Annotated in this window: 12 protein-coding genes and 1 pseudogene; 6 read left to right on the forward strand and 7 right to left on the reverse strand. The window is 68.6% G+C overall.

Going from position 1 to position 13,528, the window contains the following annotated elements:
• Positions 1–40: 40 nt before the first annotated feature.
• A pseudogene (locus ABEA07_RS11015) lies at positions 41–312 on the forward strand (MFS transporter); the annotation flags it as partial.
• Between the two features lie 83 nt (positions 313–395).
• Here ABEA07_RS11015 and ABEA07_RS11020 read toward each other — a convergent pair.
• Positions 396–1,454 carry an adenosine deaminase gene (locus tag ABEA07_RS11020; protein ID WP_345537818.1) on the reverse strand — a complete coding sequence of 353 codons (1,059 nt, stop codon included), beginning with the start codon at positions 1,452–1,454 and terminating at the stop codon, positions 396–398.
• Between the two features lie 140 nt (positions 1,455–1,594).
• Positions 1,595–5,095, reverse strand: coding sequence for a DNA polymerase III subunit alpha (dnaE, locus tag ABEA07_RS11025; RefSeq protein WP_345537819.1), 3,501 nt, complete (start codon positions 5,093–5,095; stop codon positions 1,595–1,597).
• Positions 5,096–5,158: 63 nt separating this feature from the next.
• Between dnaE and ABEA07_RS11030 the strand changes: the two genes are divergently transcribed.
• Positions 5,159–5,944: a sulfurtransferase gene (locus ABEA07_RS11030; protein WP_345537821.1), complete on the forward strand. Its 786-nt coding sequence runs from the start codon at positions 5,159–5,161 to the stop codon at positions 5,942–5,944.
• 3 nt (positions 5,945–5,947) lie between these two features.
• Here the strand turns inward: ABEA07_RS11030 and ABEA07_RS11035 are convergent, their stop codons facing one another.
• The 4 genes from ABEA07_RS11035 to ABEA07_RS11050 all read right to left on the reverse strand — a co-directional run bounded on the left by ABEA07_RS11035 (position 5,948) and on the right by ABEA07_RS11050 (position 8,930).
• Positions 5,948–6,865, reverse strand: coding sequence for a pirin family protein (locus ABEA07_RS11035; protein WP_345537823.1), 918 nt, complete (start codon positions 6,863–6,865; stop codon positions 5,948–5,950).
• Positions 6,866–6,907: 42 nt separating this feature from the next.
• Positions 6,908–7,459 carry a flavodoxin family protein gene (locus ABEA07_RS11040; protein ID WP_345537824.1) on the reverse strand — a complete coding sequence of 184 codons (552 nt, stop codon included), beginning with the start codon at positions 7,457–7,459 and terminating at the stop codon, positions 6,908–6,910.
• Positions 7,460–7,530: 71 nt separating this feature from the next.
• Positions 7,531–7,971, reverse strand: a complete 441-nt coding sequence (locus ABEA07_RS11045; protein ID WP_345537825.1) for a DoxX family protein — start codon at positions 7,969–7,971, stop codon at positions 7,531–7,533.
• Positions 7,972–8,228: 257 nt separating this feature from the next.
• Positions 8,229–8,930, reverse strand: coding sequence for a pirin family protein (locus ABEA07_RS11050; protein ID WP_345537832.1), 702 nt, complete (start codon positions 8,928–8,930; stop codon positions 8,229–8,231).
• A 150-nt stretch (positions 8,931–9,080) separates the two neighbouring features.
• Between ABEA07_RS11050 and ABEA07_RS11055 the strand changes: the two genes are divergently transcribed.
• The 4 genes from ABEA07_RS11055 to trmB are packed head-to-tail and all read left to right on the forward strand — an operon-like array spanning position 9,081 to position 12,815.
• Entirely contained in the window at positions 9,081–10,034 is a 954-nt protein-coding gene (locus ABEA07_RS11055; RefSeq protein ID WP_345537826.1) for a LysR family transcriptional regulator, read from the forward strand.
• 60 nt (positions 10,035–10,094) lie between these two features.
• Positions 10,095–11,159 (forward strand): NAD(P)/FAD-dependent oxidoreductase, encoded by a 1,065-nt coding sequence (locus ABEA07_RS11060; protein ID WP_345537828.1) that lies wholly within the window; start codon positions 10,095–10,097, stop codon positions 11,157–11,159.
• Position 11,160: 1 nt separating this feature from the next.
• Positions 11,161–12,078: a tRNA glutamyl-Q(34) synthetase GluQRS gene (gluQRS, locus tag ABEA07_RS11065; RefSeq protein WP_345537829.1), complete on the forward strand. Its 918-nt coding sequence runs from the start codon at positions 11,161–11,163 to the stop codon at positions 12,076–12,078.
• Positions 12,078–12,815, forward strand: a complete 738-nt coding sequence (trmB, locus tag ABEA07_RS11070) for a tRNA (guanosine(46)-N7)-methyltransferase TrmB (protein WP_345537834.1) — start codon at positions 12,078–12,080, stop codon at positions 12,813–12,815. The genes gluQRS and trmB overlap by 1 nt, the downstream gene beginning before the upstream one ends.
• 22 nt (positions 12,816–12,837) lie before the next feature.
• On the opposite strand, the gene ABEA07_RS11075 is transcribed toward trmB, so the two are convergent.
• Entirely contained in the window at positions 12,838–13,281 is a 444-nt protein-coding gene (locus ABEA07_RS11075) for a hypothetical protein (RefSeq protein ID WP_345537830.1), read from the reverse strand.
• Positions 13,282–13,528: the final 247 nt, after the last annotated feature.

The raw sequence follows: 13,528 nt of genomic DNA on the forward strand, positions 1-13,528 counted from the left end.
GCGGTCCGGCGGCAGCCTCCGCGCCTTCGCGCCCCTTCTCAGCGCCTTCTTCGAACCGCTGCAGCAGGATTTCGGTGCCTCGCGCGGTTCGGTGTCGCCGGTGTTCTCGCTGGCAGGTTGCCTGTATTTCGGACTCGGCATCGCAAGTGGCCCGCTGGCGGACCGCTGGGGCGCCCGCCCGCTGGCCATTGGCGGAATGCTGCTGGTGGCCCTGGCCCTGGGCCTGAGCCTGGCCGGGCAGGCGCAGAGCCTGGGCGGGATCCACCTGGCCTACGACCTGGCATCGGCTTGGGCGTGGGCTGCTCCTGCGTGGCACGACCACGCCGCTCGCAGCCATCTCCGAAGTTACCCAACAAGAACGAACTTCATTGGGTCCACACTGCCAGTGAGCAGCGTCAAGCCTTCCCGAACTGGGCGAAGCATTCGTTCAACCGCTCCATCCAGCGCGCCTTGGTCGCCGCGTCGACGAAGCTGCCCTCGAAGCTGTTCGCTGCCAGCTGCCAGGCCTGCTTCGCCGTCAGCCCCGTCGCCGCGAAGGTCTGAAGGAAGTTCTCGTTCATATAGCCGCCGAAATAGGCCGGGTCGTCCGAGTTCACGGTGGCGCACAGCCCCGCGTCGAGCAGTTGTCCCAGGTTGTGCTGCGCGAGTTCGGGGAAGACGCAGAGCTTGAGGTTGGACAGCGGGCACACGGTCAGTGGAATGCGCTCCTGCGCCAGGCGCTTCATCAGCTCCGCGTCCTTGGTGCTCTGCACACCATGGTCGATGCGCTCCACCTTCAGCACGTCGAGCGCGCTCCACACGTACGCCGGAGGCCCCTCCTCGCCCGCGTGGGCCACGAGGTGGAAACCCAGTTCGCGGCAGCGTGCGAAGACGCGCGCGAACTTCTCGGGCGGATGGCCGAGCTCGCTGGAGTCGAGGCCGATGCCGATGAACTTGTCGCGCAACGGCAGTGCCTGCTCCAGCGTCGCGAAGGCATCCTCTTCGCTCAGGTGGCGCAGGAAGCACAGGATCAGCGCGGCGCTCACCCCCAGCCTGGCTTGCGCATCGATACAGGCGCGGTGCAGCCCGTCGATCACCGTCTGCATCGCGACGCCGCGCGCGGTGTGGGTCTGCGGGTCGAAGAACATCTCGGTGTGGACCACGTTGTCGGCGGCCGCGCGCTCGAGGTACGCCCAGGCCATGTCGTAGAAATCCTGCTCCTTCAGCAGCACGCTGGCGCCGGCGTAGTAGATGTCCAGAAAGCTCTGCAGATTGGTGAAGGCGTAGGCACGGCGCAGTTCTTCCACGCTGGCGTAGGGAATGCTCACGCCGTTGCGCTGCGCCAGGGCGAAGATCAGCTCGGGCTCCAGCGAGCCCTCGATGTGCATGTGGAGCTCGGCCTTGGGCATGGCGGCGAGCAACGCGGGCAGGCGGTCGGCGGGAATGTCGTGTTGCATGGAGCTGAGGTCGGTCATGGGGCGGTCGTCGGTGGAGTTCGCGCACAGGATAAGCGCTGCCGAACGGCTCGGCCACTGATGCGATGCTTGAAGACCGACCGCATCCCGCGGCGCGCCGGCCCGACGAGCGCAGACCCCGAGGTCCGCATCGAAGAGCCCTATTCGTACACGACAGTCGCCTTCCCCGCCTCCGCCTGCGCCATCCAGCTGGCCAGCGCCGCATCGCTAGGGAAAAACCTGGCCCGCTCACCCAGCTGCAGTTCCACCTGCGCCCCATTGCGCGCCATCGACAGCCGCACGCCGAGACCCTGCAGCAGCTCACCATGCTCACTCTGTTCGGTACGCGGCGGAAACTCCCGCACCATGCGTGCGATGTCGGGCGCCTTGCCGTTGACTGCCACCCGCAGGAACTTGCCGAAGCGGCAGCGCGCGGTCGCCAGGTCCCACACCTGCTGAACCTGGAAGCGTGCCTCGAAGCCGCCGCGGGCGGGCTGAAGGCGGCCGCTGACGATGACCAGTTCGTCGTCCTTCAGCGTGTTGCGGTTGTTGTTGATCAGGGCCTCGTCGGCCGTGGCCTCGATCGAGGCGGACTTGTCGTCGAGCTTGAAGATCGCGAGCCGGCCGCGCTGGCCGTTGATCACGCGCATGTCGCTCACGATGCCGGCGATCACCTGCTGCTCGCGGCTGTCGATCAAATCGGCGATCTCGCGCTTGCAGAAGCGCCGCACCTCGTGCTCCACCTCGTCGAACAGGTGGCCTGAGAGATAGAAGCCGATCGCCGTCTTCTCCAGCGTCAGCCGCTCCTTCACGCCCCAGGGCGTGGCGTCGACCAGGTCGGGCTCCTGCGTGGCCGAACCGTGTTCGCAGTCGCCGAAGATGTCGGCCTGCGCCGCATTGGCCTCGGTGGCGCTGGCGAACTCGAAGGCGCGGTCGATGGAGGCCACCAGCGCGGCACGGTTCTGCTGCAGCGAATCGAAGGCTCCGGCCTTGATCAGCGCCTCGACCGTGCGCTTGTTGATGCGCTGCCGGTCCACCCGCACGCAGAAGTCGAACAGGCTCTTGAACGGGCCGCCCTCCTCCCGCGCACGCACCACCGCCTCCACCGCCAGTTGGCCGGTGCCCTTGACCGCGCCCAGCCCGTAGCGGATTACCTTGTCGGTCACCGGCTCGAAGCGGTAGTTGCCGCGGTTCACGTCCGGCGGCTCGAAGGTCATGCCGAAGTTTTTCTGCGCGTCCTCGAACAACACCTTGAGCTTGTCGGTGTCGTCCATTTCCACCGTCATGTTGGCGCAGAAGAACTCGGCCGTGTAGTGGACCTTGAGCCAGCCCGTGTGGTAGGCCAGCAGCGAGTAGGCCGCCGCGTGCGACTTGTTGAAGCCGTAGCCCGCGAACTTCTCCATCAAGTCGAAGATCTCGTCGGCCTTCTCCTCGCTGATGCCGTTCTTGGCCGCGCCCGCACGGAAGATCTTGCGGTGCTCGGCCATCTCCTCGGCCTTCTTCTTGCCCATCGCCCGGCGCAGCAGGTCGGCGCCGCCGAGCGAGTAGCCGCCCAGGATCTGGGCGGTCTGCATCACCTGCTCCTGGTAGACCATGATCCCGTAGGTCTCGGAGAGCATCTCCTCCACCATCGGGTGCGGGTACTCCACCGGTTCGCGGCCGTGCTTGCGCGCCACGAAGCTGGGGATCAGGTCCATCGGGCCCGGGCGGTACAGCGCGTTCAGGGCGATCAGGTCCTCCAGCCGGGTCGGCCGCGCGTCCTTCAGCATGCCCTGCATGCCGCGCGATTCGAACTGGAACACCGCCTCCGTCTTGCCGTCGGCGAAGAGCCGGTAGGTCGCGGCGTCATCCAGCCGGATGTTCTCGAAGGCGAAGTTCTCCTGGCCCTTGTGGCGCTTGACGATGAACTCCTTGGCGATCTCCAGGATGGTCAGCGTCGCCAGGCCCAGAAAGTCGAACTTCACCAGGCCGATGGCCTCGACGTCGTCCTTGTCGTACTGGCTCACCGCCGAGTCGCTGCCCGGCTGCTGGTAAAGCGGGCAGAAGTCGGTGAGCTTGCCCGGCGCGATCAGCACGCCGCCGGCATGCATGCCGATGTTGCGCGTCATGCCCTCGAGCTTCTGCGCCAGCTCGACGACCGTCCGGACCTCCTCCTCCTTCTCGATGCGCGCCGCCAGCTGCGGCTCCATCTCGATCGCGTAATTGTTCTTGTCGCCCTCGACCTTCGGCACCGGCGGGTACTGCAGCGTCACCGACATGCCCGGTTTGTTCGGGATCAGCTTGCTGATGCCGTCGCAGAAGGTGTAGCTCATGTCCAGCACGCGGCCCACGTCGCGGATGGCGGCGCGCGCCGCCATGGTGCCGAAGGTCGCGATCTGGCTCACCGCCTCGCGGCCGTACTTCTGCTTGACGTAGTCGATCACGCGATCGCGGTTGCCCTGGCAGAAGTCGATGTCGAAGTCGGGCATCGACACCCGCTCCGGGTTCAGGAAACGTTCGAAGAGCAGCTTGTATTCGAGCGGGTCCAGGTCGGTGATCTTCAGCGCGTAGGCCACCAGCGAGCCGGCCCCCGAGCCCCGGCCCGGGCCCACCGGGCAGCCGTTCTTCTTGGCCCAGTTGATGAAGTCGCCCACGATCAGGAAGTAGCCGGGGAAGCCCATCTTGAGGATGGTGTTGATCTCGAACTCCAGCCGCTCGACGTAGCGTGGCCGCTCGGCATCGCGCTTCGCGGGGTCGGGGTACAGATGCGCGAGCCGCTCTTCCAGGCCCTCGAAGGAGGCATGGCGGAAGTACTCCTCCATCGGCATGCCGTTGGGCGTCGGGAAATTCGGCAGTTGCGGCTTGCCCAGCGTCAGCGTGAGGTTGCAGCGCTTGGCGATCTCCACCGTGTTGGCGATCGCGCTCGGCACATCGGCGAAGAGCTGCTCCATCTCGGCCGAGGACTTGAAGTACTGCTCCCGCGTGAAGCGGCGCACCCGGCGCGGGTTGCCGAGGATCTCGCCCTCGGCGATGCACACGCGCGCCTCGTGCGCCTCGAAGTCGTCGGCGGCAGGGAACTGCACCGGATGGGTCGCCACCACCGGAAGGTTCAGCCGCGCGGCCAGCTGCACCGCGGCGACCACGTGCGGCTCGTCCTCGGGGCGCCCGGCCCGCTGCAGCTCGATGTAGAAGCGATGCGGGAACAGCCCCGCCAGTTGCAGCGCGAGTTCGGCCGCGCGCTCGGCCTGGCCCTGCAGCAGCGGCGCGCCCAACGGGCCGGCCTGCGCGCCGGAGAGCGCGATCAGCCCGCCCTGCAGTTCTTCGAGCCAGGCCAGCTTGCACGCGGCCTGGGCCTGGCCGCGGCCCACGTTCTGGGTCCAGGCACGCGCGAGCAGCTCGGACAGGTTCAGGTAGCCCTGGAAGTTCTGCACCAGCAGCACGATGCGGGTGAACACGCCGGGTTCGCTGCCCAGGCCGTCCACGAACACCTCCGCGCCCAACACCGGCTTCACGCCCTTGCCCCGCGCCTCCTTGTAGAACTTGACGCCGCCGAAGATGTTGTTGAGGTCGGTGATCGCCAGCGCGGGCTGCTTGTCGGCGGCGGCGGCCTTGACGACTTCGTCGATGCGGTTGGTGCCGTCGACGACGGAAAACTCGGTGTGCAGGCGCAGGTGAACGAACATGGGCTCGATTGTAGGAAGCCGCCCTTCCACCCTGTGAGTTGGGGATCCCTACAATCCGCCCCCGTGCAAGAGATTCTGAATATCGCGGCCTACCGGTTCGTGCCCATCGAGGACGGACCGGCCCTGCGCGAGACGCTGCGCGCACGCTCGCATGCCCTGGCATTGAGGGGCACCATCCTTCTCGCGCCGGAGGGCATCAACCTGTTCGTCGCCGGCGCCGAGGCCACCGTGCGGACCTTCCTCGAAGAGCTGCGCGCCGACGCGCGCTTCGCCGCGCTCGAAGCCAAGGAAAGCTGGTCCGAGGCCCAGCCCTTCCGCCGCATGCTGGTCAAGCTCAAGCGCGAGATCATCCGCATGGACCACCCCGCCATCCAGCCGGCGGCCGGCCGCGCCCCCAGCGTCGACGCGCCCACGCTCAAGCGCTGGCTGGATCAGGGCCATGACGACGGCGGGCAACCCGTCGTGCTGCTCGACACCCGCAACGCCTTCGAGGTCGACCACGGCAGCTTCGAGAACGCGATCGACTGGCGCATCAGGAAATTCACCGAGTTCCCGCAGGCGCTGCGGGCGCACCGCGCTCAGCTGGCCGGCAAGACGGTGGTGAGCTTCTGCACCGGCGGCATCCGTTGCGAGAAGGCTGCCATCCTGATGCGCGAAGAAGGCATCGCCGACGTGCTGCAGCTCGAAGGCGGCATCCTCAAGTACTTCGAGGAAGTCGGCGGCGCCCACTACCGCGGTGAGTGCTTCGTGTTCGACGGCCGCGAGACGCTGGCACCGGACCTGCGCCCGCGCGCCAACGGCATCAGCGCCCGGGCCGCGGAAGACCCCGACCTCGCAATCAAGCGCTAAGGATCACTTCGGCGTGCTGCCGGTATCGGGCGGCACCTGCACCTGGAAGGGATGGCCCGGCAGCGGGATGAACTCGGTCTCGCCTGGCACATGTCCCATGCGCTGCGCGGCCCAGTCCTCGCCGGCCTGCAGGATGCGCTCGCGCCGGCTGGAGACGAAGTTCCAGGTGATGTAGCGCGGCCCGTCCAGGGGCTCGCCGCCGATGACCACCGCGCGCACGGCGCCGTCGGTTCCGATCACGCCGCCCCGACCCGCGGGCAGCGTCGCCATCGTGTGCTGCGCCACCGGCACGCCGTCGAGCCGCAGCGCGCCGTCGACCGAATAGAGCGCCATCTCCTCGGCCAGCGCCGGCAGCTCGAAGCGCGCGCCGGCCGGCAAGGCCAGGTCGAGGTAGAGCGTGTTCGAGAAGGTCTTGACCGGCGAGCGCGCGCCGAAGGCTTCGCCCACCAGCACCCGCACCGCCGCGCCCTCGCGCTCGACGGACGGAATCTCTTCCGCCGCGGTATGCGTGAAGCTGGGCTCGACCTCCTCGTGCGCCACCGGCAGCGCCGCCCACAGCTGCAGGCCATGGTTGACGTAGGTCGCATCCAGCAGGTGCTCCGGCTTGCGCTCGGAGTGCACGATGCCGCGGCCCGCCGTCATCCAGTTGATCGCGCCGGGGCGGATCTCCTGCACCACGCCCAGGCTGTCACGGTGCATCATCGCGCCCTCGAACAAGTAGGTCACCGTGGCCAGGCCGATGTGCGGATGGGGCCGCACGTCATGCCCGTTGCCCGGCGTCTCGGTGGCCGGGCCGAAATGGTCGAAGAACACGAAGGGGCCGACCGAGCGGCGCCTGGCGGCGGGCAGCAGGCGCCGGACCTTGAAGCCGCCGCCCAGGTCTTTGTCGTGCGGCTGAAGCTGCAACGAGGGTTCGTTCATGGTGGATCTCCGTGGGAAAGTTCGAGGCGCCGACGTACCCGGTCAGCGGCGCAGGGCTGCGACCCGGGCCACCTCCTCGCCGAAGGCGAAGGCCGTCTCGAGGTCGCCCTTGGCCATCTCGGCCGGGCTGGCATCGGTGGGCGAGGTGGTGAGAAGGCCGGCATAGCCGCCGACGTAATTGAGCGAATCGCGGCGCGCGGCCTTGTCGTGGCTGGGCGGGATGCCCAGCGGCACCCACAGACCGCCATGCTGGCTCGCGAAGTGCCACAGGTAGGTGAGCGTCGCGTCCTTGTCGCCGTTCATGCCCGAACTGTTGGTGAAGCCCGCGAACAGCTTGCCACGCCAGCCCTGCACGAACCAGACCTTGGAGGACGCATCGGCGAATTTCTTGAACTGCCAGCTCACGCCGCCCATGTAGGTGGGCGAGCCCATGATGATGGCGTCGGCCGCGGCGAGTAACTCCCAGCCGCCGGAGGGCAGGTTGCCGTCCGCGTCGATCTGCAGCAAGGGGGCATCGGCGCCGTCGGCCACCGACTGGGCGACGCGCTGGGTGTGGCCGTAGCCCGAATGAAAGACGACGACGATGTCGGTCATGGAGTCTCCTGCGCAAGAAAAAAGCGCCGCGCGGGCACGGGCCCGGCGGCGCTCATTCTCTTCGATCCGGCTCAGCGGCGATCGATGCTGAAGCGGCCGGCGCCGAAGGCGGCGATGGCCAGCAGGCCGCCCGCCACCGCGATGTTCTTGAAGAACATCAGCTGGTTCACGAAGGCCTTGTCGGCCGGCAGCGCCCAATAGTTGTGGAAGAACACGCTGGCCGCGACGGTGAACACCGCCAGCGCGATGGCCGCGATGCGCGTCTTGTAGCCGACCAGGAGGGCCAGGCCGAGGCCCAGCTCCACGATGATCGCGATCGCGGCGCCGACTTCCGGCAGCGGCAGCCCGACCGAGCCGATGTAGCCGACGGTGCCGGCGAAGCCGGTGAGCTTGCCGAAGCCGGCGGGCACGAACAGCAATGCGATCAGCACGCGGCCGACGAGAGCCAGGACATCCTGCGAAGCGCTGGCGTTTGCGGGGGCGGCGTAGGCCGACGCGGTAGTGGTGGACATGAAACGAACTCCTATGGTTGACGAAAAAATCAGCAAAGCAACAAAGCAGACCCCTCATTCAGGGAACACCGCGGAACCGGCTTTGCCGGGCCGCTGGTGTTGCCCCCGGTGAGGGGGTTGGCGGACCACACGAAGTGGGGGAGCCTGGGGGAGAGCAACATTTTTCGCAGAACCGGCTTTGCCGGGCCGCTGGTGTTGCCCCCGGTGAGGGGGTTGGCGGACCCCACCAAGTGGGAGAGCCTGGGGGAGAGCAACAGTCAGGCTGCGAGATCGAACACCAGGACCTCGGCAGACTTGCCGTCGGCCAGCTTGAGCTGCGACTCGCCCTCGATCAGGGCCGCGTCGCCGGTTGCAAGGCGCGTGCCATTGACCTCGAGCTCGCCCTTGACCAGGTGCACGTAGCTTTTGCGCGCCGGGTCCAGCGCAAGCTCGGCCTGCTCCTGCCCGTCCAGCAGGCCGGCATACAGGCGCGCATCGGCATGCACCCGCACCGAGCCGTCGGCGCCGTCTGGCGAGGCCACCAGGCGCAGGCGGCCGCGCTTGTCGGCCTCGGTAAAGCTCTTCTGCTCGTAGCTCGGCGCGATGCCGCGCACGTTCGGCTCGATCCAGATCTGCAGGAAGTGCGTGGTCTGGTCGGGCTTGTGGTTGAACTCGCTGTGCATCACGCCGCGGCCGGCGCTCATGCGCTGCACGTCGCCCGGCGGAATGGATTCCACGTTGCCCATGCTGTCCTTGTGCGCCAGCTCGCCCGAGAGCACGTAGCTGATGATCTCCATGTCCTTGTGGCCATGCGTGCCGAAACCGGCACCGGCCGCCACGCGGTCTTCGTTGATCACCCGCAAGTTGCCCCAGCCCATGTGGGCCGGGTCGTAGTAGCCCGCGAAGGAAAAGCTGTGAAACGAGCGCAGCCAGCCGTGATCGGCGTAACCGCGTTCCTGGGACTTGCGAACCTTCAACATCATCGAATCTCCTGCTCCGGCATTCGCCCGGGAGCCTTGGTATGCCGCGCCGCATGCGCAGCGGATGACCCTGACTTTAGGCTGTGACCCTTGAATCGAAAGCGCTCGGATTTGATGGCATCATTCAATTTATTTGAATGCTGATCGGCCATGCCCAGCCCCCGCGACGTCCTCACGCCCGATGCCCTGGCCATGCTCCAGACCGTGGCCGACACCGGCAGCTTCGCCGCCGCGGCGCGCCGGTTGGACCTGGTGCCCAGTGCCCTGAGCTATCGCGTGCGCCAGATCGAAGACGCGCTGGACGTGCTGCTGTTCGATCGCAGCGCCCGCCAGGCCCGCCTGACCGAGGCCGGCGCGGAACTGCTGCGCGAGGCGGCCTGGCTGCTGAGCGAGATCGACGCGGTCGCCAACCGCGTCAAGCGCGTCGCCACCGGCTGGGAGCCGATGCTCACCATCGCCATCGACAGCGTCATCGCGCGCGACCCGATGCTCGACCTCGCCACCGCCTTCTTCGCGCTCGAGCCGCCCACCCGCCTCAAGCTGCGCGACGAGACCCTGCTCGGCACCATCGAGGCACTGCGCACCGGCGAAGCCGACCTCGCCGTCGGCGCGGTGCTCGATGCCTCCAGCCTGGCCTTCGGCGCCACCGGCATCCGCAGCCGTCCGCTGGGGCAACTGCGCTTCGTCTACGCGGTCGCGCCGCACCATCCGCTTGCGCGCATCGAGGGGCCGCTGTCCGATGCCGTGCTGCGTCAGCACCGCGCCGTGGCGGCGGCCGACTCCTCGCGCGCCGGCCCGAGCATGACGGTCAACCTGGTCAGCGGACAGGACGTGTTGACCGTCCCCACCATGCAGGCCAAGCTCGCCGCCCAGCTGCACGGCCTGGGCGGCGGCTTCCTGCCGGAGCCGATGGCCCGGCCCTACATCGAAGCCGGCCACCTGGTCGAGCGCGCGACCGAGCGGGCGCCGCCGCTGGCCACCATGCACTGCGCCTGGCGCGAACCCACGGCGGGTCAACCGGGGCGCGCCCTCACGTGGTGGCTGGCGCAGTTCGAGCACGCGGGCACGCGCCGCGCGCTGCTCGAACGTCACCGCGGCCGTTGAAGGCGCGCGCCGGGTTAGAGTCCGACCAGCCCGTCCCATCATCGACTGCGAGACAGCACCATGACCCTTCGCCCGCCTGCCGACCGCCACCGAACCCAAGCCCCGCGCCACTATGCCATCGTCGGCGCGGGCATCGCCGGCGTGGCCTGCGCCCGTACGCTGGCCCAGGCCGGCCACCGCGTGAGCGTGTTCGAACGCGAAGCGGCGCCAGGGGGACGCATGGCCAGCGAGGCGACGCCCTTCGGCCGCTTCGACAGCGGCACCCAGTACTTCACGGTGCGCGATCCCCGCTTCGCGCGCGCCCTGGAAACCGCGCCCGCCATCTGCCGCCCCTGGAGCGCCAACCTGGTGCGGGTGCTCGACCCGCTCGGCCGCGTGGCCGAGGCCGCCCTGCCCGGGCGCGAGCAGCACTGGGTGGCGCAGCCGGGCATGGATGCCCTGGTCGCGCACTGGGCGGCACCGCTGGGCGATGCGCTGCTCACCCGCACCCGCGTCACGGCCATCCAGCCCGATGCGCTCGATGCCAGGCGCTGGCAGCTGCGCACCACCGGCGAGGACGATGCCCAGCACGTGTATTCGGGATTCGACGCCGTGCTGCTGGCCGTGCCGCCCGGCCCGGCGCGCGCCCTGCTCGACGGCGTGTCGCCGCCGGTGCGTCAGCAAATCGACGGCGTGCGCATCGCGCCCTGCTGGACGCTCATGATCGCCTTCCCGCAGGCCAATCAGCCCGAGCTCTCCTACCTCGGCCCGCAATGGAACGCCGCGCGCAGCAACCACCACCGCGTGGCCTGGCTGGCGCGCGAATCCTCCAAGCCGGGGCGCGAACGCATCGAACGCTGGACCATACAGGCCAGCGCGGACTGGTCGCAGGAGCACCTGCGCGACGAGCCCGCGCGCATCCAGGCCAAGCTGCTGCGCGCCTTTTCGGAGATCACCGGCATCCGCGCCACGCCCTCGCACGTGCAGACGCGCTGCTGGCAGGAGGCCAAGACCGAGCAGCCGGCGGGCGCGCCGCACCTGTGGGACGCCAAGGCCCGCATCGGCGTGGCTGGCGACTGGTGCACCGGGCACCGGGTGGAGGACGCCTTCCTCTCCGGTCTCACGCTGGCGCTGAAGCTCGCCTGACATGACGACACCCACCGGCCGCTTCGCACCGTCGCCCACCGGCCCGTTGCATGCCGGCTCCCTGGTCGCCGCGCTGGCGAGCTGGCTGGATGTGCGCGCACGCGGCCCGCAGGCACGCTGGCTGGTGCGCATCGAGGACACGGACACCGAACGCTGCCTGCCCGGCATGGGCGAGCACATCCTCTCCCAGCTCGCCGACTGCGCCCTGCTGCCCGATGCGACGCCGGTGTGGCAGAGCCGCCGTGGCGCGCTCTATGCCCGGGCCCTGGAACACCTCAAGGCCCTGCACCTGGCCTACCCCTGCGCCTGCTCGCGCAAGGAGATCGACGAACTGCTGGCCGAGCGCGGCGTGCTGCATCAGCGAGGCGGCGAACGCGTCTACCCGGGCACCTGCCGCGAGGGCCTGCACGGCAGGACACCCCGCGCCTGGCGCTTCGCGACCGAGCAGTACGAGGCGGCGCGCACGTCCAGGCGGCTGTGCTGGACCGATCGGCGCCTGGGCTGCCAGTACCAGGACGTCGCCCACGAGGTCGGCGATTTCGTGCTCCAGCGCGCCGACGGCCCCTGGGCCTACCAGCTCGCGGTGGTGGTCGACGATGCCGACCAGGGCGTGACCGACGTGGTGCGCGGCGCCGACCTGGTCGACAACACCGCGCGCCAGATCCTGCTGCAGCGCGCACTGGGCCTGCCCACGCTGCGCTACCTGCACACACCCCTGGTGCTGGGCGCCGACGGCGAAAAGCTGTCGAAGCAGAACGGCGCCGCCCCCATCGACACCCGCACACCGGCTGCCGCGCTCGCGGCACTGAATGCCGCCGCACGCGTGCTGGGCCTGCCCCTGTCTCAGGCCGCGAGGCCCGCCGAGGCCCTGCCCGGATGGATCGAGGCCTGGCGCGCTCTCTACAATCCGCGCCCGTGATGACCCTGCCTGCCAACAACCCCGCGCACGACGACGGGGAGCCTTCCGCCGACGAGACCTCGCCCCATCCCCTGCATCGCCGGCTCAAGAGCTTCGTGCGCCGCGCCGGCCGCACCACCGAGGGACAGGCCCGCGCCTTCGCTGAGCTGGGACCGCTGTTCCTGCTGCCCTACCGCACCGAGCCGCTGGACATCGAGGCGGCCTTCGGTCGCCAGGCGCCCACCGTCCTCGAGATCGGCTTCGGCATGGGCGAAGCCACCGCGCACATCGCAGCGCTGATGCCCGAGAACAACTTCCTGTGCTGCGAGGTGCACGAGCCCGGCGTCGGCGCGCTTCTCAAGCGCATCGGCGAACAGCAACTCGCCAACATCCGCATCTGCGCGCACGACGCGGTCGACGTCATCGACCACATGCTGCCGCCCGGCACGCTGGCCGGCATCCACATCTTCTTTCCCGACCCCTGGCACAAGAAGCGGCACAACAAGCGCAGGCTGATCCAGCCGCCCTTCGTCCACAAGCTGGCGCAGCGCCTCGCGCCCGACGGCTACCTGCACTGCGCCACCGACTGGCAGCCCTATGCCGAGCAGATGCTGGAAGTGCTGCAAGGCGAGCCGCTGCTGCGCAACACCGCCGCAGACTATGCGCCCCGGCCGGACTACCGCCCGCTCACCAAGTTCGAGAACCGGGGCCTGAAGCTCGGCCACGGCGTGTGGGACCTCGTGTTCCGGCGCCTCTGACGCGCATCGCGCCGTCGGTGGGTCAGTGGGTCAGCCCGTGCGTGAGCCCGCCGTAGACGTCCTCGGACTGCGGCTCACCCTGGGCCGCGAGCACGTTCTTCTGCGCCGCCATGATGAGCGCCGCGCGATAGGCCGAACGGCTCGCGATCTTGGTGTGGGCGACGATCGCATGCCACTCGCGTTCCAGCGTCTCCGGTGAACGGTCCACGCTGCGGTTCATCAGCGCCTGGCTCACGTCGATCAGCGCGGCGGCCGAGCCCAGGCAGAGATTGATGGCCGACTGTGCGGCGCTGATGCGCAAGCGCTGCTCGTCGGCGTCCGTCCCCGACAGCGCCTCCAGCGGCACGTTGAGCGTGGGGCCCAGGTAGGGCTCGCCGCGCATCTCTTGGTCGGCATGGGCGAGCACCTGCTCGATGGTCGAGAGGGCACTTTCCAGAAGGCTGTGATCGGAGGGCTTTTTGTTCATGTCGATCGCCGCGAGGGCGAACCGGAGTTCAGCGCAAATGGTGCCATCGGGCGAAGAAATCTCCCTGTGCAAAAAACCACAATCCAAAAACAAAAGTTAACAGTTGACGATGCAACGGCACCACGCCCCACGTTGGCACCGTGACTTAGTAGGCAGCTTCATAAATACGGCCACGTATAGTCTTGATAAGTTTGGCCTCGTATGGCATCTTGTGGCGATCCTTCACCAGGGGTTGCATATGCCAAGG

This window comes from Variovorax defluvii (assembly GCF_039541515.1).
Classification (GTDB): domain Bacteria; phylum Pseudomonadota; class Gammaproteobacteria; order Burkholderiales; family Burkholderiaceae_C; genus Variovorax; species Variovorax defluvii.

Bases quoted from the DNA above. Each gene is read 5' to 3' on its own strand.
- ABEA07_RS11045 (WP_345537825.1), bottom strand. From the start codon at position 7,971: ATGTCCACCACTACCGCGTCGGCCTACGCCGCCCCCGCAAACGCCAGC.
- gluQRS (WP_345537829.1), top strand. From the start codon at position 11,161: ATGACGACACCCACCGGCCGCTTCGCACCGTCGCCCACCGGCCCGTTG.
- ABEA07_RS11060 (WP_345537828.1), top strand. From the start codon at position 10,095: ATGACCCTTCGCCCGCCTGCCGACCGCCACCGAACCCAAGCCCCGCGC.
- ABEA07_RS11040 (WP_345537824.1), bottom strand. From the start codon at position 7,459: ATGACCGACATCGTCGTCGTCTTTCATTCGGGCTACGGCCACACCCAG.
- ABEA07_RS11020 (WP_345537818.1), bottom strand. From the start codon at position 1,454: ATGACCGACCTCAGCTCCATGCAACACGACATTCCCGCCGACCGCCTG.
- trmB (WP_345537834.1), top strand. From the start codon at position 12,078: ATGACCCTGCCTGCCAACAACCCCGCGCACGACGACGGGGAGCCTTCC.
- dnaE (WP_345537819.1), bottom strand. From the start codon at position 5,095: ATGTTCGTTCACCTGCGCCTGCACACCGAGTTTTCCGTCGTCGACGGC.
- ABEA07_RS11035 (WP_345537823.1), bottom strand. From the start codon at position 6,865: ATGAACGAACCCTCGTTGCAGCTTCAGCCGCACGACAAAGACCTGGGC.
- ABEA07_RS11075 (WP_345537830.1), bottom strand. From the start codon at position 13,281: ATGAACAAAAAGCCCTCCGATCACAGCCTTCTGGAAAGTGCCCTCTCG.
- ABEA07_RS11050 (WP_345537832.1), bottom strand. From the start codon at position 8,930: ATGTTGAAGGTTCGCAAGTCCCAGGAACGCGGTTACGCCGATCACGGC.
- ABEA07_RS11055 (WP_345537826.1), top strand. From the start codon at position 9,081: ATGCCCAGCCCCCGCGACGTCCTCACGCCCGATGCCCTGGCCATGCTC.